Below are 23,005 nucleotides of genomic sequence, written 5' to 3'. Positions count from 1 at the left end.
GCTCCGGTCAGGTGCCTGGAGGGGAAGAGGAAGGGCCAAAGGCGGCCTGTGCCGAGTGGGCGCAGTGAACTTCCTGCACCGCTTGACCGCCCAGCGCGTAGGCCACCTCGCGCCAATCGGGGCCAGCCAGCACACAGAAGTCCGCCCGCTGCCCAGGGCTGAGGCTGCCCCGGTCGCTCAGCCCCAGCGCGTGGGCGGCATTCACGGTGCAGGCGCTCAGGGCTTCGGCAGGCGTCAATTTGTTCAGGCGCACGCTGAGGGCCAGGGCCAGCTGGGTGCTGAACAGCGGCGAGGAACCGGGGTTCAGGTCGGTGCCGACAGCCACAATCGCCCCGGCGTCCACCAGGGCGCGGGCGGGCGCAGCAGGCAGGCCCAGGTGCAGGGTGACGCCCGGCAGCACCGTCGCCACCGTGTCCGACTCGGCCAGGGCGCGAATCTGCGCCTCGCCGCTGGCTTCGAGGTGGTCTACGCTGAGTGCGCCCATCTCGCAGGCCAGCTCGGTGCCGCCGATGGCGTGGAACTGGTCGGCGTGCAACTTGATGTGCAGGCCATTGGCGCGGGCAGCTTCAAAAATGGCGCGGGTTTCCTGCACATTAAAGGCTTCTTTTTCGGTAAAGACATCCACTGACGTTGCCAGACCCTGGTGGGCCACTTCGGGAATCAGTTCTTCGCACACGCCCTGCACGTAGCGTGCCCGGTTCTCCTCGGGTGGCACGTGAATCAGCAGGGTGGGTTGCAGCTCGTAGACGCCCTGGAGCCTGCGCACCACTTCGAGCATGCGCAGTTCGGCGGCAAAGTCCAGGCCGTAGCCGCTCTTGACTTCTACCGTGGTGGCTCCCGAAGCGGTGAGCCGCTGAAGGCGTGGGCGGGTCAGTTGTTCCAGCGCTTCCAGGGTGGCCGCTGCCGTGGCCCGCATGGTGGAGCGGATGCCCCCACCCCTGGCGAGAATGTCCTCGTAGGTCGCGCCCTGCAACTTGGCTTCCCAGTCGGCCAGACGGTGGCCGGCCCAGACCGCGTGGGTGTGGGGGTCCACCAGGCCCGGCACCACGGCCCGCCCGCCCAGGTTCACTTCGTTGGCTGCGTCAGGGGCCTGGGCGGCGGGACCGACCCAGGCCACCAGGCCATCACGGACCAGCAGCGCGGCCTGCTCGGTGATGTCCAACTGGCCCATCTCGGCGCCGCGCCGGGGGCCAGGGCGGGGGGTCGCCAGCTGAGAAATGCCGGTAAATAGGGTTTCGCTCATGCCTGCTCCTCCTGCGGGGCCGCAAAGACCTCGCACAGTGTTTCCATCACCAGCCGCGCCATCAGCAGTTCGCTGCGGCCCGTCGGGTCAAGGCCTGGCGCGAGTTCGACCAGGTCCAGGCCCACCACACGGTTGCTCCGCGCCGCTGCCGCCAGCACCGCCATGCCCTGCGCGTAGGTCAGGCCGTCGGGCTCAGGACTGCTGGTGCCGGGAATGATGGCCGGGTCAAAGCCGTCCACGTCAATGCTGAAGTAGACATTTTGCCCCTGGGGCAGCTGCTCCAGCACGCCCAGGAAGTCGGCTTCGACTTCGCGCTGTTCAATCAGGGTGTGCCCACGTGCCCGCGCCGCCGCCACCGCTTCGGGGTCAAAGCGCAGCCCGCGCAGCCCTACGGTGGTGATGTGCTTGAGGTTCGGCATCGCCTCGCAGGCCCGGCGAAAGGGGCTGGAATTGCTCCAGCGCGTGTCGTTGCGCACATCGGTAAAGTCCAGGTGCGCGTCCAGCTGCACAATATGCAGGTCGGGAACATCGTCGAAGGCCCGCAGCAAAGGAAAACTGACCGAGTGGTCGCCGCCCAGGAACACGGGGACTTTGCAGCGTTGGCGCACCGCTCTGGCGGCCTCGGTGGTGCGGTGATGTGCCAGTTCGGGTTCCAAGCTGGGCAACATCACGTCGCCTGCATCGGCAAACGTCACGCCCGCGAGGCGGGTCACGCCGTCCAGCCCGGTGAAGGGTGGCACACTCCGCAAGCTGGCTTCACGCAGGGCGCGGGGGGCAAAGCGTGCGCCGGGGCGAAAGCCAAGCGCGATGTCAAACGGCACGCCCAGCGCGGCCACGTCCGCCTGCCAGTCGCCCTGCGGGTCCACCAGCGGAGCGCGGGCAAACGTGGGAATGCCGGAGTAGGTCAGGTGAGTGGGTTGGGTCATGGTTTACCTCGTTCCGAGAAGTTCAATTTCTCTCTTGTCCTGCACACTGTTCATCCATCGCCTTGACCAGCGGGCTGCCGGGGTTCGCTGTGTGACCCTCATCACCTCTTGGCGGTCTCCTGTTAAACTACGTGTCACATGAAAAAAATAGCTTTTCTGGCGCTGCTGCCAGCGGCCTTGCTGCTTGGTGCCTGCGCCTCCACCCCGGCCCCACAGCCCCCGGTGGCGGAAGCGCCCACCAGGATGACGGACACGCCGTACAGCACCACGCTGGTGTGGAATACGGACAACCACTGGATGAACAGCACTCTGGAGGGGCTGGAAATTAAAGGGGATCAGGTGATACTGGCGAAAAATCAGACCAGTGGAACCCTGACCAGTAACGTTGTCACGGTGAATGCCTATGACCAGCTGATTCCCTCCTGGAATGCCGAGACGGGCGACAAAGGTGGCCTGACTGTGGAGGTTAGGCACCAGAAGGCCAATGATGCCTGGACGAAGTGGTACACCTTCGGCACCTGGAGCCGTGCCGAGGGCCGGGCCAGTGTGGATGGTCAGAAGGATGCGGACGGCACCGTCTGGACAGACACCAACAATCTTTACGGCAGTGCCACCACTACCCGTTACCAGTATCGCGTGACCCTGAAGAACGGGGCGGCGCTCAAGCAGCTTGCCATGAATACCGTGGATACCGGAAAGGAACTGGACAGCGCCGGAGCCACCAGCGACAAATCGGCCTGGGGTAAGGTGCTCGCCGTTCCAGAGCGCTCCCAGATGATTTACCCCGGTGGAGGCGAAGTGTGGTGCAGCCCCACTTCGACCAGCATGGTCATGGCCTTCTACGGGATTGACGTGCCGGTGCCCACCGCCGCCGCAGGCACCTACGACGCCGTGTACGACGGCATGGGCAACTGGCCGTTCAACGTGGCTTACGCCGCCGAGCATGGCCTGAGTGGCTTTGTCACCCGCGCTGCCAGCCTGGCCGAAGCGGAAAAGTACATTAAGGCCGGAATTCCCGTGGTGGCCAGTATCCGCTGGAAAGCCGGGGAACTGCCGGGGGCGGCCATTCCTTCCAGCGACGGTCACTTGGCCGTTATTGTTGGCTTCGATGCCCAGGGCAACCCGGTCGTGAACGACCCGGCTGCCGCCGACAACGAGAGCGTACAGCGCACCTATCCGCGTGACATCTTCGAGAAACTGTGGCTGAACGCTTCGGGCGGAATGCTGTACGTGATCCACAAGGCTGACATGCCCGTGCCCCGGTAATTCAGTGTGCCCGAATTCCCGTCCTGCCACTGTGCGGGGCGGGAATTTCTCTTTTGACGGGACAAGTGCGCAGGGAAGTGGCCGCTCATTCACTCCTCAGTCCTCGCGGTTTTTTATTCCCAGGCTTGGCAGGTCAATGCCGCGTTCCTTGGCGGTGTCCAGGGCGTGCTCATAACCCGCGTCGGCGTGGCGCACCACACCCATGCCGGGGTCGTTGACCAGCGCCCGCGAGAGTTTTTGCTCCGCTTCCTCGGTGCCGTCGGCCACAATCACGAAGCCGCTGTGCTGCGAGAAGCCCAGGCCCACGCCGCCGCCGTGGTGGAAGCTCATCCAGCTTGCGCCCGACGCGATACCCACGCCGAAGTTCAGCAGCGGCCAGTCGCTTACTGCGTCCGAGCCGTCTTTCATCGCTTCGGTTTCGCGGTAAGGGCTGGCGACACTGCCCGCGTCGAGGTGGTCGCGCCCGATGACGATGGGGGCCTTCAGGCGGCCATCTTTGACCATCTGATTGAACAGCTTGCCAGCCTGATCGCGCTCTTTGTAGCCCAGCCAGCAGATGCGGGCGGGCAGGCCCTGGAAGGCAATCTGATCGGCGGCGTAGGTCAGCCAGCTTTGCAGGCGCTCGTCTTCAGGGAACAGCTCCAGCAGCGCCTGGTCGGTGGCGCGGATGTCCTCCGGGTCGCCCGACAGCGCCACCCAGCGGAAGGGGCCGCGTCCCTCGCAGAAGGAATCACGGATAAAGGCAGGCACGAAGCCGGGGTAGTCAAAAGCGTTTTCCACGCCCGCTTCAAAGGCCCGCTGGCGCAGGTTGTTGCCGTAGTCAAAGGCCACCGCCCCACGCTTTTGCAGTTCCAGAATGGCGCGAACATGCTTGGCCATCGCTTCATAAGCCCGCGCTTTGTATTCGGCGGGATGCTCGGTGCGGAGTTTGCTGGCGTCCTCGTCGGGGGCGGTCACGGGAATGTAGCCCCACATCGGATCGTGGGCGCTGGTCTGGTCAGTCACCAGGTCAGGCGTCCAGTTCATGTCCACCAGCTGTGGCACCAGTTCGGCGGCGTTGCCCTGCACCCCGATGGAGCGGGCCACGCCCTCAGCCTTGTACTGCTCCGCCTTCTTGATGGCGTCTTCGAGGCTGTCCGCCACTTCGTCGAGGTAACGGGTTTCGAGGCGCTTCTGAATGCGGGTGGGGTCAATTTCGATGTTGATGCTGACCCCACCGGCCAGCTTGACTGCCAGTGGCTGCGCCCCGCCCATGCCGCCCAGTCCGGCGGTGACGGTGATGGTGCCCTTGAGATCGCCGCCAAAGTGTTTTTTGCCTGCGCTGGCAAACGTCTCGTAGGTGCCCTGGACAATGCCCTGGCTGCCGATATAAATCCAGCTGCCGGCGGTCATCTGCCCGTACATCATCAGGCCCGCCTGGTCGAGCTTGTCGAAGGTTTCCCAGTTGGCCCAGTGCGGCACCAGGTTGGAGTTGGCGAGCAGAACGCGGGGGGCCCACTCGTGCGTCCGCAGCACCGCCACGGGCTTGCCCGACTGAATCAGCAGGGTTTCGTCGTTTTCTAGGCGGTCCAGCGTCTCTACGATGTGGTCAAAGGCTTCCCAGTTGCGGGCCGCTTTGCCGCGCCCGCCGTACACCACCAGGTTCTCGGGGTGCTCGGCCACTTCGGGGTCGAGGTTGTTCATCAGCATGCGCTTGGCGGCTTCCTGTACCCAGCCTTTGGCAGTTTTCTGGGGGCCACGGGGAGCGCGAATGACACGGGGTTCAGTCGTCATGGGGATTCCTCCTTGTTGGTTTTGGATGTGTCCTCATGCTGCCGCCCAGGTGAGAACGCTGCAACATTACTTTCCGGAATGCGCGGAAAGAGGAGTAAGGATTCTCTGGGTCGGTTGGGCCGCCTGTGCCGTCTTACGAAGGCAGCGTGCCTAGGAACCTGAGCAGCTCATAGTTGAAGCGGCCCGGCTGGTCCCGCTGAGTCCAGTGGCCCGCGCCGCTGAACACGCGCAGGTTTGCCCCTGGAATACGGCGGGCCGCTTCCTGCGCGGCAGCGAGTGGCACCCCTATGTCGCGGTCACCATGAACAATCAGCACCGGCATTTGCAGTTCGGGCAGGCGTTTACGGAAGTCGGTGCTTAGCCCATCCGGGCGGATTTCGTCCCGCTGAAACTGGGCAAACGCCTGAGCGCTGGCCCGGTGACGCAGTGCGGTGCCCACTTGCCTGACCAGTCCTGGGGTGATGGCTTCCGGGTTCTGCAAGATGGAGGACAGCGTCCAGCGCACCGCCAGCGGCGAGCGGGCCAGCAGAGGATTGACGCTGTTGGTGCCTGTGGGCAGCCGGGCCAGGCCCACCGACAGCCGGTGATACGGTGCCCAGCGGGCCAGCCCATACGACCCCACCAGCACCAGACCGCGCACGCTGACCGGAGAGTGCAGCGCCTGGGCCAGCGCCAGCGACCCACCCATTGAAACGCCTACCAGTACGGCACGGGGCAACTTCAGAGCCACCATCAGCCCTGAGACAGCGCGGCTAAGATGGGGCCGGGTCGAGGGCCACGCGGCGGGCGGCGACTGTCCATAGCCCGGCAGATCGGGCGCGATGACCCGGTAACCCGTAGCCAGCAGGGCTGGCACCGTCTCTTCCCACGAGAGCCAGGCGTGGTCGGTGCCGCCGCCGTGCAGCAGCAGCACAGGCTCTGCGCCGACGGGGCCGCCCATCAGCACACTCAGCTGGGTGCCGTCTGCCAAAGCCACCCACTCGCGCTGCAGTGGCAGGTGGGCGCTCATGGTATTCCCCGCTGGTCCTGCCAAGGCAGTATTCCCAGGGAGTCCAGCAGGGCACCAGCCCGCTCTAGAGGGGAAGAACTGGACATCTCCGGCACTGTAACAAAGTTCAGAAATGTGTGAAATTAGAGCGGCGAGCTTTGGGCTCAGCAGCGGGGCGCAGCGGGCCAGTCCTCCCTGTCTGCCCGCCGCGCCCTACACTGCCCCCATGTCCCGCACCCTCCAGACCGTGACCAGCGCCGTCCGTATCCTGGAAGCCTTCGATGCGGACCGGACCGAGTGGGGCCTGAGTGAGCTGGCCGCCGCGCTGGACCTGTCAACTTCGACCCTGCATGAGCAGCTGGCGACCCTGGCGGCCACCGGACTGCTTCACAAGTCGGGCCGGGGGCGGTACCGCCTGGGCTGGCGGCTGCTCAAGCTGTCGAGTGCGCTGTACTCCTCGCTGCCCTGGTACGGTCCGGCCCACGATGCCATGAACGCCCTGGCACGGGGCACCCGCCGCCTGGCCTTTGTGGCGGTGCTGGATCAGGCGGCGGATTCGCGCTCAGGGCCGCAGGTGCTGTGTATTGCCCGCAGTGTGCAGGGCCGCGAAGGGGAAGCGGTAGAGGGAGAAACCCGCTTTGAATTGCCTGCCCGTGATACCGCGAGTGGCCGGTTGCTGTTCGCACTGCATGGCCTGCCGCTGCCGCTGCCCGACTGGCCCGCGCAGGCCGCCGAGATTCGCGCCAGTGGCCTGGCCGTGACCCGTGACGAGTGGTCCCCAGGCACCTCCAGCCTGGCCGTACCTGTGCGCGGTGAGGGCGGCGAGGTGCTGTGTGCCCTGGGGCTCAGCCTGCCCAGTCACCGCCTGAATGAGCGCGAGATGCTGGAGCGGCGGCTGCGGGCGGCTGCGGCTGAAGTGGGCTGGGAGCTGGGACACCGCCCGGCAGGGTCTCGCCTTGCCCGCAGCTCAGCGGGCAGCACGACCCACTCATGAGGAAAGATTAAGATCTATCAGTGTTCTGACATTAGAGATTTCTTTAAGCTTGCTCTATGTCACGTTTACCGCTTGCTGTCATGGCCTGCACTGCCGCCCTCCTGAGCGCCTGTTCCTCGCCGCCTCAGGCCCCTGCACCGGCTCCCACGCTGAACTTTGAGGCCGAGTCGCCGTTGCCGCAGCCCCGGCAGGTGCAACTTGCATTGCCAGTGTTGCCGGGCCAGGACATCCGTTACACCCTGACCGGTGAGCCGCCGTCCGCCAGCTCGGCCCTGTACTCGGCTCCCCTTCAGCTGAGTGCTCCTGCGCCGCAGACAGGCCCCCTGTCGGCCCAGCCCACCACCTGGCCGGGCGTGCAGCCTGCCTGGCAAGCCCCGCAGCCGGGCGCAGAGTTGCCGCGCCTGAATGTGGTGCGGATGCGGGCGTTTGCTGGGGGTGCGCCTGCCGGTCCCATCCTGACCCGCACCTATGCGCTGGGCCGCAACGCCGAGCTGCTGTCTGGTCCTCTGCCGGTGGTGGCCCTGACGGTGGACCCCGCAGACTGGGTCAGCCCGGAGCGCGGGATTTATGTTCCTGGGGCGGCAAGCAGCCGTGAGGCCGCCAACTACAACCAGCGGGGCCGCACCTCCGAGCGCCCAGTGCATATCGAATGGTTCGAGGGAAGCCAGCGCCTGCTGGCTCAGGACGCCGGAGTACGCATCAGCGGCAACGCCACCCGCGAGCTGCCGCAAAAATCGCTGAACCTGTACGCCCGCAGTGAGTACGGCCCGGCCAAATTCAGCTTTGCGCCGTTTGGTGCGGACGGGCCGACTTCCTTTGACCAGTTGCGCCTGCGCACCAGCGGTCAGGATCAGGAGTGGACCCGGTTCCGCGACTGCTTGATTCATGATCTGGTGCGGCCACTGGGTGTGGATACCCAGCGCTGCCGCCCCGTGCGTGTCTTTGTGAACGGTGAATACTGGGGTCTGCACAACCTGCGCGAAGACACCAAGCCAGAGGATCTGGCGGGCCGCCACGGCCTGAACAAAAAGGACATCGTGATTCTGGGGCCTTACGGTGAGCTGGAAGAAGCGGACCCCGGCGACGACGTGCCCTTTTGGGAGCTGATGGAACTGCTCGAACTGTCCGCACCGCCGCAGGAGATTGAGCAGCGCCTGGACCTGGACAACACCTTTGATTATCTGGCCGCGCAGTTCTTTGTGGGCAACAGTGACTGGCCGCACCGCAACGCTACGTTGTGGCGGCACACCGGCACACCGCAGGCCGGGGCAGGTGACGGCCGCTGGCGCTGGGGCTTTGAGGACACCGACCTGTCCTTCAATGATCCTACGGAGCGCTCCTTCACGCGGGTGCTGGGGCGCAGTGCCGAGGGCGACGTTTACAACGAGACGGCAGTCAGCAAGGTCACGCGCTACATCATGGCCCAGCCTGAGCTGCGTGCGCGCTTCCTGGCGCGGCTGAACACCCATCTGGACCGCACCTTTGCTCCAGCGGTGATTGACAGCCGCATCAGCGAATATCAGCAGCTCCTCGCGCCCGAGATGCCCCGCACCGTGGCCCGCTGGCATCTGCCGGAGTCGGTGGCCCGCTGGGAGTTCGAGATTTCGGTCCTCAGCGACTTTGCGGCGCACCGTGCGCGCCACCTGAGGGCCGAACTGCGGGAACTGGGGTACTGAAGATTTGTGGCTGGTCAACCGGCCAGCCCGCCAGAGTGGGCCGGACCATAAAGCCCCCTTTAGCTGCGCAGCGCGGCCCCAGGCTGGGCTGCGGTGCAGAGTAAAGCCATGAGCGAACAGACCAAGCAAAAGGCCAGCGACGGCTTTGGCCCCCTGATTGAGCGGCGCTACTGGACCGAGTTCCGTAATGCTCAGAAGTCGGCGCAGGAGATCATGACCTACATCCAGCGCAACATCGAAGAATTCAGCCCGAGGACGCTGGCCAGCTTCGAGAAGGAAGAAGGCTCTGACTACACGCTGCGCCCCGGCGACGAATTCCACATCACCATCCTGGGGCCCTGGAACGGGGATGTGCGTGTGCTGGACGTGGGTGATACGCACTTCCGCCTGGAAACCCTCGAAGGCCATCCCGAAGCCGGTGAAATCACCTTTTCTATCGCCCCGGTGGAGCTGTTCGAGAACGCCCTGCACTTTGAAATCCGCTCGCTGGCCCGCTCACGCGACGGCCTGGTGGCCCTGACCTACGACAAGTTGGGCGTGGGCAAGAAAGCTCAGGAAATGACCTGGGTGGAGTTCTGTGAGCGGGTGTGCCAGTTCGCGGGCGGCGAGCCCATCGGGGACGTGCAGGTGCGGACCCGCTACGAAGAAGACCTGGACCGCCAGACCGAGGCCGAAGCCGAATGACCGGCCCAGTCCGACCCAACCGGCGGGGTCGCCTGGGTGGCTTGCCCCTTAGGTTGCGCCCGCCACTCAGCCCCGAAGAAGCGCGGCAGCAGCTGTATGAGCGCCAGAAGTACCGCCTGGCTCAGTACGTGGATGCCCGGCCCAACTTCGACCCTGGCCGCCTGAGCGACTACACCGCCGCCACCGGCTGGCAGGTAGATGACTACGAGCAGGACCTGATGCCCGAAATTCCCGGTGCGCCCTGGCCGGACGGTTCCTTTCGGGCAGCGCAACAGGTGCTGCGCAACTACACTTTTCCCCCGCCTGACCTGATTACCGGCATTTTCACGCCGGACACGCCACTGGAGGAACGCATCATGGTGCTGCGCGGGCGCTTTTTGGTCTTTACCTTCTGGTTTGGGGTCAAGGTCAGCGGCGTGGTGGATGAGGTTCGTGACCTACCCGGAGGCGGTCAGGAGGCGGTCTGGGGCTACTCATACCAGACGCTCGAAGGCCACTACGAAATGGGCCAGATTGATTTCACCGTTCACAAGGCGCTGGACACGGGCCGCGTCACCTTCCGCATTCACGCCGTGTCGCGGACCGGGCACATCCCCAACCTGCTCTACCGCATCGGCTTCCGGGTGTTTGGGCGCTATTTGCAGCGGCGCTTCGCCTTTAGCTCTATGCGGCGGCTCAAGCAGCAGGTGGGCGAAATGCTGCACGGAGGCCATCTGTCTCCGCCGCCCAGTGAAACGCCCGTGCAGGCCGCGCAGCCAGGCGATCTGCCGCAGAAGGTCGCAGAGCAGCTGGATGAGCAGACCGGCTCGCACCTGACGGACCAGAACGCGCAGGAACAGCCGGACAAGGGGAACTGAAGCTTTCTCAGTGGCCTGGCATGGGGGCACGGGCCAGGTCACTGAGCTTCACTTTGGTCTTTAGTGCGCTGCCGCTGCAATGACCGCCCGCGCCGCCGTGCGCCCGGCGTTTACGCAGTCCGGCAGGCCCACGCCGGTAAAGCTGGCCCCGGCCACCTGCACCTGCGCGGGCAGCGCCGCACGGATGGCCCCCAGCTGGTCCAGATGCCCGACCACGTAAGCTGGGTTCTTGCCACGCCAGTCGCCAAACGCGTGAAACAGCGGCTCGCCGGTCACGCCAAATAATTCCTGCACGTACCCTTCGGCCAGGCGGCGGGCCTCGCCGGGCTCGGTATCCTTGAAAAAGACGCGTATTAGCACGTGACCTGCGGGGGCGCGGCCATGCATCTTGCCTGAATGCACGGTGATGGCGGTCATGGGAATGCCTTCGGACCAGTCCACTTGCAGCCCGTGCATGTTCATGTCGGCGGTGAACTGGTTCTCACGGTAGGCCAGAATCACGGCCACCGAGGAGTTGGTTTTTAGCTCCCCGATCAGCTCGGCTGCCTGTGGAAAGTCCCCTGCCAGCATCGGCCCGCTGAACCAGGCAGGAGCCGTCACGACCACGCCGCGCCCGCGTAGGCGCTCGCCGCTGGCCAGCGTCACCCCGTCCGCGTGAACCTGCCGCACCGGGGCATTCAGCCGCACCTCGCCGCTCAGCGCCCGGCCCACGGCGCGGGGCAGTTCGCTCATGCCGCCCCGGAACGACCCGAAGACCGGCGTAGTGCGCGGCGGCAACGCCCGATGCCCGGCAATCAGGCTGCCGTACTTTTGCTCCATCGCCAGAAACTGCGGAAACGCCATTTTCATGCTCAACTCAAAGGGGTTTGCCACGTAGATGCCCGCCGCCATCGGCACGATGAAGTTCATGGCCTCTTTGCCAAAGCGCCGTGTCACGAACGACGCCAGCGACTCGTCCTCGTCCGCATTCTCGCGGGGCGGTACGTTGACCTCGGCCAGCATTCGCTCGGTGCCTTCCGGCGAGAGCACCCGGCTGCGCCGAAATGCTTCTTCATCCAGCGGCACGAACATCCTCAGGTGTTCCGGAAAAGGCAGCAACTCGCCGCCCTTGAGGAAATACAGCCGCTTGGTGTCCTCGCGGGGATGAATCAGCTCCGGCTCTAGGCCCACCTCGCGGGCCAGTTCCAGTGCCCAGGGCTTGCCCAGCACAAAGGCGTCGGCTGCTTTTTCGATCAAGAAGTCATCCCAGAATTCGGTCTGCACCTTGCCGCCCAGGTAGTCGCCCGCTTCCAGCAGGACATAGGGCACGCCCTGCTGCTGCAATTCCCAGGCCGCACTTAGCCCGGTCAGTCCGCCGCCCACCACAATCACAGGCTGTTCCGCCGGAGACGCGGCATGATATTCGCTGCCTTCAGGCAGGCGCACAGAAGGGGCGGCACTTAGAGGATTGGTCATGGTTTCTCCTGCGGAGAGTCAAAAGGTCAAAAGGTCTAAGGGTCCAAGAGTCTAAGGGTCTAAGAGCCGGTTCCCTTAGACCTCAAAGCTCCTGTGCCTTGGTGTGAATCACGCTTGCCAGCGTGCCGATAAACAGCGGGTCGGTGTTGAGCGCGGGCGGGCGCACTAACTTCATGCCGATTTCGCGGGCCACCTTCTGCGCCTCAATGTCAATGTCGAACAGGATTTCTACGTGGTCCGACACAAAACCGATGGCAATGCTGACGACCTTGTCGATACCGCGCTCCTCCTTGAGCTGCGGCAGCCAGTCTTCCAGCTGCGGCCCCAGCCAGGGCTCCGGGCTGCGGCCCTCGGACTGGTAGCTCCAGCTCCACTGATCGTCGCGCAGGCCCGCTTGCTGCGCGATGAGGCGGGCGGATTCCAGCAATTGGTCGGCGTAAGGGTCGCCCTCGCGAATCACGCGCACCGGCAGGCTATGGGCGCTCAGCACGGTATGAACACTGCCCCGCTGGTCTTCGGGGAACTCGGCGATGCCCATGCGCACCCGGTCCGCCATCGCGGTGATGTAGCCGGGCTCGGTGTGATACTCGTTCACGAACACAAATTCAATCTGGCCGTGGTACATCTCCAGTGCGGCCTTGATCTTCTTCTGGTACTTTTCCACGCTCAGCTTGGAGTAGTGCGGGGCCAGCACGATGGCCACCGCCCGCTGAATGCCGTCGTCCAGCATGTCGCGCACCGCGTCTTCAATCCAGGGCGACCAGTGCCGCATGCCTGCATAGGCGCGGTAGTCTCCGCCAGTGGTCTGAAGCTGGGTCATGGTCGCTTCGATCTGGGCGCGGGTAAATTCCGGCAGTGGGCTTTTGCCGCCAATCGCCTCGTAGTTGCCGCTGATTTCTTCCAGCACTTCGGCGTAAGTGGGCCGACCAGAGCGGATGTCGGCCAGATAGCCGGGCATTTCGTCCAGCGATTCGGGGCCGCCGTAGGCCATAAACAGGACGCCGATGGTCGCGTCTGTCACCGGCCCGTGCTCACCAATGCGGGTGCTGGGCAGGCTGGGCGCAAACGAGTCGTTGACGATCCGGACGGGTGGATAGGGATTGACTGCCGTTTCGGTGTCGGGGAGTTGGGATTGCTTGGTCATGGTGTCTCCTGTGAGGGGATAAGGAAAGTCGAAGAGTCGAAAGGTCTAAGGGTCGAAAGGAAAAGCTCTTAGACCCTTAGACTTTTTGACCTTTAGACTTGCTGCGTGCGCTCGTGCACGTACTCAGCCACGCGGCGCACGTTGTCCATCGGCGTGGTCGGCAGGATGCCGTGCCCGATGTTGAAAATGTGACCGGGGCGGCCTGCCGCTTCATCCAGCACGCGGTCTACCTGGTGCCTCAGCTCGCGCCAGGGTGCGGCCAGCAGTAGGGGATCAAGGTTGCCCTGAATGGCCTGGCCCTTATTCAGCTGGGCCCAGGCGGTGTCCAGCGGGGTGCGCCAGTCCACGCCAACCACATCGGTCTCATAGCGGGCGATGTCGCCCAGCAGGTGCCCGGTGTCGGTGCCGAAATAGATGACCGGCACGCCGTAGGGCTTCACGGCTTCGATCAGGCGCTGGGTGGCCGGCCACACGAAGGTCTGGTAGTCGTAGCGCGAGAGCGCACCTGCCCAGGAGTCGAAAATCTGCACGGCAGCGGCCCCAGCCTTGATCTGCTCGCCCAGATAGTCGGCCTGCACAGTGGCCAGCTTGTCCATCAGGCGGAACCAGGCAGCGGGCTCGGCGTACATCATCTGCTTGGTGTACTCGTAGTTGCGAGAGCCGCCGCCCTCAATGGCGTAGCTGGCGAGGGTAAAGGGCGCGCCCACAAAGCCGATCAGCGGAATGCCGCGGGCGTCCAGCTCGGGCTTCAGCAGCCGGATGGCCTCGGCGGTGTAGGGCATGACCTCGCGGGCGGCGGGCACGCTCAGCAGGTCCACGGCGCGGGTGGAGCGCAGTGGGTTGCTGATGCGGGGACCGGCGCCCTTCACAAAGTCCAAATCCAGCCCCATGACTGGCAGCGGGGTCAGGATGTCGTTGAACAGAATGGCGGCGTCCACCTCAAAGGCGCGGATGGGCTGCAGGGTGATCTCGGCGGCCAGCTCTGGCGTGCGGATGCACTCCAGCATGGAGCGGTCAGCGCGGATGGCGCGGTATTCGGGCATATAGCGCCCCGCCTGGCGCATAAACCACAGCGGCGTGTGGGCGGCCTTTTCGCCGCGTGCCGCTTTCAAAAAAGCCGAGTCGGCCAGGGCCGGATTCGGTTCTACCTTGACAGAGGGGCGCATCGGGCGCTTGGGCGGCTCATGGAGGGCCTGGTCGGCAGGGCTTTGCCCGGTGGCCCGGTTGCCCTGAGGCTCCGGCGAGTGCTGGGCGTGGGATTCGGTGTCTTGCTGAGAACGGTTCACAGTAAGCCCACCATACCTGCCGCCCGCGCAGTCTGCCAGGGGACAAATTAACCACTCCGAGTCTGTTGCTGACCGAACGGTCAGTCTAGTGGCTGCGAGTCTGAGCTGGTCGAGTTTGGGCTGGGAGAGTCTGAGGTGGGCGTGCCTGGCGTGGCGGCGGCCCGCTGGCGCATCAGCCACCAGCGGCCCAGCAGCGCGGCGGCCAGCAGCGCACCCACTACCATCAGGGCCTGAGCGCCTACCCGCTCCAGGTGGGGCAGGATTTGCAGGCCAAAGCGCCACAGCAACCACTGCCACAGCCCGATATGAATCAGGGCCCCGATCAGGCTATAGATGATGTAGGGCACCAGCGGATAGTTCATGGCTCCAGCGCCCAGCGTGACTGGGGTCCGCAGGGCCCCAATGGTCCGGCTGGCGATCACGGCGAGCGGACCGTAGCGGCGCAGCAGGTCACGGGCCTGCTCACTGTCCAGCTGCCCTTGCCACCTCGCCGGAATAAAGCGCCCGCCCCAGCGGCCCAGGGAGTAGCCGCAGATGCTGCCCAGCCAGTTGCCCAACGTGCCCCAGAAAATCGCTGTCTCTAGCGTAGTTTTGCCTGCGTCTATCAGGCCCACTTGCGCCATCATGGGCAGCACGCCAGGAATCCCCGGAATGCCCATACCCTCCAAGAACAGCAGCCCGAAAGTGCTGATGTGCAGCGTGGTGGGGTCCAGTCCTGCCAGCCAGGCGCGCAGATCAATCATCAAGCGCCGAGTCTACTGTGCATTTGTGAGCGCGAACATGAACTGCGGTGCGCTGGAGTTTAGAAATGCCTCTGTGCCAGGCACAGGTGGCTAGACTGTGGGGCAGTGACCTCTACACCTGCATCTGCTGAATTTCTGGCCCCACACGAGTTTCCAGCCCTAAGAGCTTTCGGCTACGGGGAAGCGCAGGCGCAGGCTCTGGCCGCTGCGCGCGCTGCCTTTCCTGGGACGCTTCCGGCCCGTGTGAGCCGGGTGGAGCGCAACGGCTACCGTCTCCAGACCGAGTCGGGTGAACAAGAAGCCGTCTGGCCCGCTGGGCGCCGCCACAAGCTGCTGGACGTGCCGGTGATTGGGGACTGGGTGGCCTATGCGCCGCCTGAGGACGAAGAAGGTGTGGAGCAGGCGCTCCGCATAGAAGCCGTGCTGGACCGCACCAATACCTTTATCCGCTCGGTGCAGAAGGGCCGCCGCACCCAGCCACAGGTGCTGGCCGCCAACGTGGACACTGTCTTTGTGATGACCAGCCCCGAGGAGTGGGACACCGAGCGTCTGGCCCGCTATGTGCAGGCGGTGCGGTTGTCGCAGGCCCAGCCGGTGATTCTGCTGAACAAAAGCGACCTGGCCCGTGGTGACTTGCTGGAGCGGGCGCAGGTGGCTGGGCTGGAGGCCCCGGTTCTGCCTATCTCCGCCCAGGGAGGACAGGGGATAGAAGCACTGACCCCTTATTTGCAGGCTGGTCAGACGGTGGCGCTGATTGGGTCTTCGGGCATGGGCAAGTCCACCCTGACCAACCGGCTGCTGGGCGAGGACGCCGCTGCCACGGGCGCCCTGAGCGACTTTTCGGGCGAGGGCCGGCACACCACCACCTGGCGCACGCTGTACCGGCTGCCTGTGAGCCATATCAGTGGCGGCGCGCTTCTGATTGACAACCCTGGCCTGCGTGACATTGCTGTGTGGGACGATGAAGGCGCGGCGTTTTGGGCCATTGAGGAATTGGCCGCCGAGTGCCGATTCTCGCGCTGCACCCACGGACGCGAACCGGGCTGCGCGGTGCGGGCAGCGGTCCTGCGCGGCGAGCTGGATGAGGACATGGTGGACGCTTACCGTGAGGCCCAGGGGACCGCACAGGCGAGTGGGAGCGGGCGTGAGCGGCCAGAGCGGCGCGGCGAAAAGCGCCCCCGGCGCCGCTAACGGCTGAGCGGCTGAGGGTTTGCTCTTACCAGGTGTGAGACTCCTGACAGGAAGTCAGGCCTAAGCTCGGCCCTAGAGATAGGGTATGGCCAGAGCGCAGTCCCACCCGGCTGAAGCGGGTGATGAGGACAGAGACGAAGTTCTGAACTCCATACACTATGGATGTGAATCAAGAAAGGAAGGTTGTTGCACGTGGCTATTTACGGTGATTTTGCCGATCATGCTTTTCCCGACGTTGCGAAGGTGCTGCAGCGCCACACTGGGACGCTTTTTTTGCAGTCCGCCCTCGGGGGGAGGAGTGTAGAACTGCACCTTCACCGGGGAGAGCTGCGGGCGCTGTTCGTGGACGGTTTCCCGGTCCGCGAGGCGCTGCGGGTGCAGGACGTCCTGCGCCAACTGATGAACAGTGCAGTGGGCACCTACGAGTTTGAGGCGATGGCTCCACATGAGCTGACGGCTCACTTTGCGCTGCCGCTGACGCAGGTGCTGCGCTCGTTGGTCCAGGACGCGCACATTGACCAGTCTCAGCTGCCGCACGAGTCCACCCGCTTTGTGACTGTGCCGGACGCTGAGACGCATGTGCCCAGCTTGCCGGTGACCTTGCAGGGAGCCTGGCGCAGCGTGGCACCGCTGCTCAGCCGTGGCGGGAGTGCCACCGAGCTGGCCCAGGCCGCGTTTATCAGCCTGGACGAAGCCCGGCTGATGCTGTTCCGGCTGCGCGCTGCGGGCATGGTGACTCCGTACCGAGCCGCTGGCGTCGTGAACAGCGCGGGTCAGCCTACTCCGCAGTTCGAATCCCAAGTGGTCGCGGCTGAGCCTGAAAAGGCAGGCCCGGTTCGCCGCTTTCTCAACGCGCTCCGCCGCCTGACTGGAGGTGCATAACATGGGTCCTATGAAACTGGTGATCTCCGGGCCGGTCGGCGCTGGCAAGACCACCTTTGTACAGACGCTGTCCGAAACCGAAGTGGTCGCCACCGAAGCCGAAGCCAGCGAAGATATCGGCAAGAAGTACACCACGGTTGCTTTTGATTTCGGCACCATCAACCTGGACGGCCAGGAGCTGCTGCTGTACGGCACGCCGGGGCAAGACCGCTTTGACTTTATGTGGGACGTGCTGTGTGAGGGCGCGCTGGGCCTGACCCTGCTGGTGGCCGGTGACAAGCCTGAAGATTTCCCGCATGCCCGCAACATTCTGGAATTCATCACCTCGCGTAATCCGGTGCCCTTCGTGGTGGGCGTGACCCGTCAGGATTTGCCCAAGGTCTGGACGCCTGAGGACGTGGCCAGCTACTTTGACCTGCCTTCTGAGCAGGTATGCGGCCTGAACGCCACCGACAATGACAGCTCCCGCAAGGTGCTGATCCGGCTGCTGGAATTGCAGCTGTCCGAGCAGCCCGCAGCGGCGGCTGGTGCCTGAACGCGGCCTACACCGCGTGGCACAGGTGGCCTAGGACTGCGGCGTTCTTTCCGCAGTCCTGGCTCATCTTCTGGGCCCTGGGCTCTGCGCGCTTCACTTAGGCCAACCCTTCATTCAGGCGAACCGTCAGCTGCGGCAGCGAATTGGCCGCTCTCGCCCGGGGCCCCTTCCGATTCAGGCTGACCAAGGAGTCTTTGAGTATGACAAGCAAACAAGAACAGCTTGAACGCACCCTGCGCGACCTTCGCAGCACTGTCCCTGATGTCCGGGGGGCCATGATCGCTAGCGTGGACGGCCTGCCTATCGCGCAGACCTTTGCGGACAACACGGACGCTGGCCGCATGGCCGCGATGGCGGCAACGGCATTGGGCCTGGGCAAGCGGATCAACGCCACCCTCGACACAGGTGATCTCAGCGAAATGAGCGTGAGTGGCTCGGCTGGTCAGGTGTACATCTACGCCACTGGCCGCAAAGGGGTGCTGGCTGTCGTGGCTCCGGGCGGTATGAATCTGGGCCTGCTCCACATGGAAGCCCGTGACACCGCTGGCCGCGTGGCGAACATTTTGTAACCCAGCCCCCGCAGCCCCGCCGGTCTGGGACGGTTTCTGGGCCGGCTTTTTTTGGTGTAGACGTGCAGGCCTGAGGACACACCGGGCTGGGGACGCCGTGGACATAGTAGGATTTCTTCTGTCCTGCTTTTTATCCCTAGCCCCACTCACGGTGAGGAGTTCCCATGACCGAGCGCGTCATTCCGGCCCCCCAACTGCCGGGCCTGGCTGCCGAGTTGCAGCAGGCCGAAGACAGCGGTGTGCAGCTGCCGCCCTTTTCTGAACGCTTTCCTGGCATGACGCTGGCCGACGCCTACGCGGTGCAGCGCGCCTGGATAGACCGCAAGGTGCAGGGCGGGGCCACAGTGCGTGGGCACAAGATCGGGCTGACTTCCAGGGCGATGCAGCTCAGCTCGCAGATTGATGAACCCGACTACGGCACCCTGACCGCCGACATGTTCTTTGAGCCCAACGGTGATATTCCGCTGTCCCGTTTCGTGGCCCCCAAAGTGGAAGTGGAACTGGCCTTTTTGCTGAAAGCCGACCTGGAAGGTCCTGACCTGAGCGTGTTCGACGTGCTGCGGGCCACCGAGTACGTGACCCCCGCCGCCGAAATCATTGACGCCCGGATTCGGCGGGTGTCCAGGGCGACGGGCAAGCCGCGCCGCGTCACCGATACCATCTCGGACAACGCGGCCAATGCGGGCGTGATTGTGGGTGGCCGCGCCATGCGCCCGGATGACCTCGACATGCGCTGGGCGGCGGCGCTGTGTATCCGCAACGGGGCGGTGGAGGAGACGGGCGTGGCCGCCGGGGTGCTGGGCCACCCGGCCAGCGGCATTGCTTGGCTGGCCCGCCGCCTCGCGCCGCACGGTGAGGGCCTCAAGGCCGGTGAACTGGTGCTGGCCGGCAGCTTTACCCGCCCGGTAGACATCGCTTCAGGCGACACATTCACCTTTGACTACGGTCCGCTGGGCGTGTTCACCTGCCGCTTTACCGGGGAAGCGAGGCTCAAAGATGCCTGAGGGCCGTGTGGTTTCCGTCCTGATTCACGTCTCTGACCCAGTCGCCGCGCTGGATTGGTATGCCCGCGCCTTTCCGCAGGCGCAGTGGCGCGAGGTGGACGGTTTTCCCCTGCTGGACGTTGGCGGAATCAGCCTGGAACTTGTGCCCGCCGATGCCAAGGTGGGCAGTGGCGCAGCGGGGACGGTGGTGTACTGGTCTGCGCCGGACTTCGCGGGTGAGTTGGCCCGGTTGCAGGCGCTGGGCGCTACGCTGTACCGGGGACCGATGGCGATAGAGAACGGTGAGCAGATGTGTCAGGTGATGGATCCCTGGGGCAATCTGCTGGGACTGCGCGGGCGCTGACCTGCGGGAAGAGGAAAAGAGCCATGACCTATGTCAATGAATTCAAGCAGGCCCTGGCCCGCAGTGACGTGCAGTACGGCTACTGGCTGGCGCTGGCACACCCCTACGCCGCCGAAGCCGCAGCGGGCGCAGGCTATGACTGGCTGCTGGTAGACGCCGAACACGCCCCCAACACCGTGCCGAGCGTGCTGGCGCAGCTTCAGGCTCTGGCCCCTTATCCGGGTGAGGTGGTGGTGCGACCTGTCAGCGATGACCGCGCCCTCATCAAGCAACTGCTGGACATCGGCGCACGCACGCTGCTGGTGCCGATGGTGGACACATCCGAGCAGGCAGCAGCAGTGGTGGCCGCTACCCGCTATCCTCCCGCCGGGGTGCGTGGGGTCGCTTCGGCGCTGGTGCGGGCCTCGCGCTGGGGCTCCCGCCCAGACTACCTGGCGCGGGCTGAGGAAGAAATTTGCGTGCTGGTGCAAGTGGAAACGGCCCTGGCCCTCAGCAACCTGGACGCCATCGCAGCCACGGACGGTGTGGACGGCGTATTTGTCGGCCCCGCTGACCTCAGCGCCAGCCTGGGCTGGCTGGGACAGCCGAATCACCCGGACGTGCAGGCCGCCATTCGCGGCGCGGCGGTGCGCATCCGGGCCGCAGGCAAAGCCGCCGGTATCCTCGCCGTGAATGAGGCCGACGCCCGGCGCTACTTGGAGTGGGGCTACACTTTTGTGGCCGTGGGCGCAGATGTGATGAGCCTGACGCAGGGCGCGCGTGCGGCGCTGGAGCGCTTTCGCGGCGGGAGCTAAGCCACCATGTTATGCTGCGGCCAAATCTACAGCCCACAAGAGCTGAGGGAAGTCCGGTAACGGCAGAAGAAAGAGCAATCTCCATTCTGCCCAGTCCGGCACGGTCGCGCCACGGTTACAGTCCGGTCGCTCGCTTGTGAGAAGAAAGGTCTGCTGCCCCGCGTCAGGGTGGGCAGGCCCGCCCGCTGGCCGACCCGCCCGCGCCGCTTTCTTCCCGCTTCCCCAGTGTTCTGTGGCCGGAAAGCGAGAATCCATGTCCCTTCCTGCTCAGCCTCAGCCCACCGAAGCGCAGATAACACGCATGACCCAGGTGGTCTTTCCCGGCACCACCAACCACCACGGCACCCTCTTTGGCGGCGAGGTGCTCAGCATGATGGACAGCGCCGCCTTTATCGCCGCCACCCGGCACTGCCGCATGAAAGTGGTGACCCGGCTGATGGAAACCACTGAGTTTGCCCGGCCTATTCCGGGCGGCACCATCGTGGAGCTGCTGGCCTGGGTCACGGTGGTGGGCCGCACCTCCATGCGGGTGCGGGTCGAGGTCTTTACCGAGGATATGTCTTCGCCTGCCCGCACCCTGGCGTGCAGCGGCGAATTCGTGCTGGTGGCGCTGGACGCCGAAGGCCAGCCCGCGCCAGTGCCCCCGCTGCGCGTGAATGAGAGCAATTGACAGAGAAACAGAAAAAGCGCGTAGAGTGTCTGTCCGACTTGAAAAGCTGCGAAGCAGAGCATGGAGTGTCAGGGCCGTCATTCGGAGAACTGCTCTATGATTCCATCCGCAGTCCGTATCAGTTGCCTTTGCTGTCTGTCAGGGGCCCGCACTGGTGCCTGCTCAGCCCAGGCGGCGGGCAAGGCAAGAACCTGAGCGGGCTGTCACGGCGTCTGCGTCTGTACCGCTTGCACTTCAGAACAGCCCCTGAATCTCTCCGTGTTCGTCTAGGTCAATCTGCTGCGCGGCGGGCGTGGCTCCCAGGCCTGGCATGGTCCGCATGTCGCCGCAGATGGCGTACACATACCCGGCCCCTACGGCGGCGCGGACCTCACGGACTGGCAGAGTCCAGCCGGTGGGTGCGCCGCGCAACTTGGGGTCACTGGAAATGCTCAGATGGGTCTTGGCGATGACCACGGGCAGCCTGCCGTAGCCCAGTTCCTCGAAGCGCTTCAGGTCTTTTTTGGCCTGGGCGCTCAGCTCGATGCTGTCCGCACCGTACACCTGCGTCGCTACTTTTTCCAGTTTGCTTGCCAGGGAGTCGTCCAGCGCGTAGGTGGGTCTAAATTCGCTGCTCTCCTCGCAGGCGGCCACCACAGCGCGGGCCAGTTCGGCAGCTCCCGCGCCGCCGTGTACCACGTGGGTAGAGCGGGCCACGCGGGCACCGGCAGCCTCGGCAATCTCGCGGACCGCTTCCAGCTCGCTTTCATGGTCAGTGGGAAACACGTTGATGGCAACCACGGGCGAGACCCCGAACCCGCGCACAATCTCGATGTGCTTGCGGAGGTTGTCGGCACCGGCCCGCACGTCATCTGGGTTTTCTTCCAGCATCTCCGCAGGCAGCGCCTTACCGGGCGCGACCCGGTGGCGGCCCGAGTGCGCCTTGAGCGCCCGCACCGTCACCACCAGCACGGCAGCGGCGGGGATCAGGCCCGACACCCGGCATTTCACGTTGAAGAACCGCTCGGCGCCCATGTCAGCTCCAAAGCCCGCCTCGGTAATCACGTAGTCGCTGAAGCGGCTGGCGACCAAATCAGCCAGCACGCTGGAATTGCCGGTGGCGATGTTGCCGAACGGCCCGGCGTGAATCAGCGCGGGCGTGTGTTCCAGCGTCTGCATCAAGTTAGGTTGAATGGCGTCCCGCAGAATGGCTGTCATCGCTCCAGCCGCGCCCAGTTGCTCGGCAGTGACCGGCTCGCCGCCATAGGTAAAGCCGACCACGATGCGTCCCAGCCGCGTACGCAGGTCGGCCAGCGAGGAGCACAGACTCAGAATCACCATGATTTCCGACGCTGCCGTGATGTCAAACCCCGTCTGCCGGGTGACACCATCCTCCTTTGGACCCAGCCCGATGACCACATTGCGGAGCGCCCGGTCGTTGATGTCTAGCACGCGCCGCCAGGAAATGTTGTCTGGGTCAAGGCCCAGGGCGTTGCCATGAAAGAGGTGGGCGTCAAGCATGGCGGCCAGCAGGTTGTGTGCGGCGGTCACCGCATGAAAGTCGCCGGTCAGGTGCAGATTCAGCATTTCCATCGGCACGATCTGGCTGTAGCCGCCGCCCGCTGCGCCGCCTTTGACGCCAAATGTGGGCCCCATGCTGGGCTGGCGCAGCGTCAGCATGGCTTGCTGGCCGATGTGGGCCATGCCCTGCGCCAGGCCAACCGCCGTGGTGGTCTTGCCCTCGCCCAGCGGGGTGGGTGTCACGGCAGTCACCACAATCATTTTGGCCGGTGGGCGCTGGGGTTCTCCTTCCAGCACGTCCAGGTCCACTTTCGCTGCGTGACGCCCATAAGGAATCAGGCTCTCGGCTGGCAGTCCGGCCCGCTGGGCCACATCGGCCAGGGGCCACAGCTGGGCCTGCCGGGCAATCTCCAGGTCAGAGGGGAGCTTGGTTGTCATGGTAAGGCCATTGTGCCATGTGGGGCCTGAGGTCGGTGGTCCCG

General features: G+C 64.9%; 22 protein-coding genes. 13 read left to right on the top strand and 9 right to left on the bottom strand.

Features of this window, described 5'->3' with window-relative positions:
• Window positions 1-7: 7 nt before the first annotated feature.
• Entirely contained in the window at window positions 8-1,243 is a 1,236-nt protein-coding gene (gene hutI, locus IE158_RS01555) for an imidazolonepropionase (RefSeq protein ID WP_189641910.1), read from the bottom strand.
• Complete coding sequence (locus tag IE158_RS01550) at window positions 1,240-2,169, bottom strand: agmatinase (protein WP_189641909.1); 930 nt, start codon at window positions 2,167-2,169, stop codon at window positions 1,240-1,242. Before IE158_RS01550 ends, hutI begins: the two co-directional genes overlap by 4 nt.
• A 138-nt stretch (window positions 2,170-2,307) precedes the next feature.
• On the opposite strand from IE158_RS01550, the gene IE158_RS01545 reads away from it, so the two are divergent.
• Window positions 2,308-3,435 carry a C39 family peptidase gene (locus IE158_RS01545; protein WP_189641908.1) on the top strand — a complete coding sequence of 376 codons (1,128 nt, stop codon included), beginning with the start codon at window positions 2,308-2,310 and terminating at the stop codon, window positions 3,433-3,435.
• Between the two features lie 96 nt (window positions 3,436-3,531).
• On the opposite strand, the gene hutU is transcribed toward IE158_RS01545, so the two are convergent.
• On the bottom strand, window positions 3,532-5,208 hold the full coding sequence (gene hutU, locus IE158_RS01540) for a urocanate hydratase (protein ID WP_189641907.1): 1,677 nt from the start codon (window positions 5,206-5,208) through the stop codon (window positions 3,532-3,534).
• Between the two features lie 133 nt (window positions 5,209-5,341).
• Complete coding sequence (locus tag IE158_RS01535) at window positions 5,342-6,217, bottom strand: alpha/beta fold hydrolase (protein WP_189641906.1); 876 nt, start codon at window positions 6,215-6,217, stop codon at window positions 5,342-5,344.
• A 205-nt stretch (window positions 6,218-6,422) separates the two neighbouring features.
• Between IE158_RS01535 and IE158_RS01530 the strand changes: the two genes are divergently transcribed.
• The 4 genes from IE158_RS01530 (at window position 6,423) to IE158_RS01515 (ending at window position 10,407) form a co-directional block, all read left to right on the top strand.
• Window positions 6,423-7,190, top strand: a complete 768-nt coding sequence (locus IE158_RS01530; protein WP_189641905.1) for an IclR family transcriptional regulator — start codon at window positions 6,423-6,425, stop codon at window positions 7,188-7,190.
• 56 nt (window positions 7,191-7,246) lie between these two features.
• Complete coding sequence (locus IE158_RS01525; RefSeq protein ID WP_189641904.1) at window positions 7,247-8,866, top strand: CotH kinase family protein; 1,620 nt, start codon at window positions 7,247-7,249, stop codon at window positions 8,864-8,866.
• Window positions 8,867-8,974: 108 nt separating this feature from the next.
• A complete protein-coding gene (locus IE158_RS01520) occupies window positions 8,975-9,550 on the top strand; it encodes a DUF1990 family protein (RefSeq protein ID WP_189641903.1) in 576 nt (191 codons plus the stop codon).
• 41 nt (window positions 9,551-9,591) lie between these two features.
• Window positions 9,592-10,407, top strand: a complete 816-nt coding sequence (locus IE158_RS01515) for a DUF1990 domain-containing protein (protein WP_229838828.1) — start codon at window positions 9,592-9,594, stop codon at window positions 10,405-10,407.
• Window positions 10,408-10,467: 60 nt separating this feature from the next.
• Here IE158_RS01515 and hemG read toward each other — a convergent pair whose 3' ends face one another.
• The 4 genes from hemG to IE158_RS01495 form a co-directional block, all read right to left on the bottom strand.
• Entirely contained in the window at window positions 10,468-11,862 is a 1,395-nt protein-coding gene (gene hemG / locus IE158_RS01510; protein WP_189641901.1) for a protoporphyrinogen oxidase, read from the bottom strand.
• An 82-nt stretch (window positions 11,863-11,944) separates the two neighbouring features.
• The gene (gene hemH, locus IE158_RS01505; RefSeq protein ID WP_189641900.1) at window positions 11,945-13,006 is read right to left on the bottom strand and encodes a ferrochelatase; all 1,062 of its coding nucleotides are present in this window, start codon (window positions 13,004-13,006) and stop codon (window positions 11,945-11,947) included.
• Window positions 13,007-13,098: 92 nt separating this feature from the next.
• On the bottom strand, window positions 13,099-14,292 hold the full coding sequence (gene hemE, locus IE158_RS01500) for a uroporphyrinogen decarboxylase (protein WP_189641899.1): 1,194 nt from the start codon (window positions 14,290-14,292) through the stop codon (window positions 13,099-13,101).
• An 80-nt stretch (window positions 14,293-14,372) separates the two neighbouring features.
• Window positions 14,373-15,035, bottom strand: coding sequence for a DedA family protein (locus IE158_RS01495; protein ID WP_189641898.1), 663 nt, complete (start codon window positions 15,033-15,035; stop codon window positions 14,373-14,375).
• Window positions 15,036-15,140: 105 nt separating this feature from the next.
• Here IE158_RS01495 and rsgA point away from each other — a divergent pair, with 105 nt between their 5' ends.
• From rsgA to IE158_RS01455, 8 genes are all read left to right on the top strand, one after another.
• Window positions 15,141-16,226, top strand: a complete 1,086-nt coding sequence (gene rsgA / locus IE158_RS01490) for a ribosome small subunit-dependent GTPase A (RefSeq protein WP_189641897.1) — start codon at window positions 15,141-15,143, stop codon at window positions 16,224-16,226.
• A 273-nt stretch (window positions 16,227-16,499) separates the two neighbouring features.
• Window positions 16,500-17,108 (top strand): hypothetical protein, encoded by a 609-nt coding sequence (locus IE158_RS01485; RefSeq protein WP_229838827.1) that lies wholly within the window; start codon window positions 16,500-16,502, stop codon window positions 17,106-17,108.
• 1 nt (window position 17,109) lies between these two features.
• A complete protein-coding gene (locus tag IE158_RS01480; protein ID WP_189641896.1) occupies window positions 17,110-17,643 on the top strand; it encodes a GTP-binding protein in 534 nt (177 codons plus the stop codon).
• Window positions 17,644-17,843: 200 nt separating this feature from the next.
• A complete protein-coding gene (locus IE158_RS01475; protein WP_189641895.1) occupies window positions 17,844-18,212 on the top strand; it encodes a roadblock/LC7 domain-containing protein in 369 nt (122 codons plus the stop codon).
• Between the two features lie 164 nt (window positions 18,213-18,376).
• A complete protein-coding gene (gene hpaH, locus IE158_RS01470) occupies window positions 18,377-19,216 on the top strand; it encodes a 2-oxo-hept-4-ene-1,7-dioate hydratase (RefSeq protein WP_189641894.1) in 840 nt (279 codons plus the stop codon).
• Window positions 19,209-19,559: a VOC family protein gene (locus IE158_RS01465; protein WP_189641893.1), complete on the top strand. Its 351-nt coding sequence runs from the start codon at window positions 19,209-19,211 to the stop codon at window positions 19,557-19,559. Before hpaH ends, IE158_RS01465 begins: the two co-directional genes overlap by 8 nt.
• Before the next feature lie 23 nt (window positions 19,560-19,582).
• Window positions 19,583-20,353 carry an aldolase/citrate lyase family protein gene (locus tag IE158_RS01460; protein WP_189641892.1) on the top strand — a complete coding sequence of 257 codons (771 nt, stop codon included), beginning with the start codon at window positions 19,583-19,585 and terminating at the stop codon, window positions 20,351-20,353.
• A gap of 253 nt (window positions 20,354-20,606) precedes the next feature.
• Window positions 20,607-21,023 (top strand): acyl-CoA thioesterase, encoded by a 417-nt coding sequence (locus tag IE158_RS01455; protein WP_189641891.1) that lies wholly within the window; start codon window positions 20,607-20,609, stop codon window positions 21,021-21,023.
• 234 nt (window positions 21,024-21,257) lie between these two features.
• Here IE158_RS01455 and IE158_RS01450 read toward each other — a convergent pair whose 3' ends face one another.
• Window positions 21,258-22,961: a formate--tetrahydrofolate ligase gene (locus IE158_RS01450; RefSeq protein ID WP_189641890.1), complete on the bottom strand. Its 1,704-nt coding sequence runs from the start codon at window positions 22,959-22,961 to the stop codon at window positions 21,258-21,260.
• Window positions 22,962-23,005: the final 44 nt, after the last annotated feature.

Source organism: Deinococcus piscis, assembly GCF_014653275.1.
Classification (GTDB): Bacteria; Deinococcota; Deinococci; order Deinococcales; family Deinococcaceae; genus Deinococcus; species Deinococcus piscis.
This window is presented reverse-complemented; position numbering and strand designations above follow the sequence as displayed.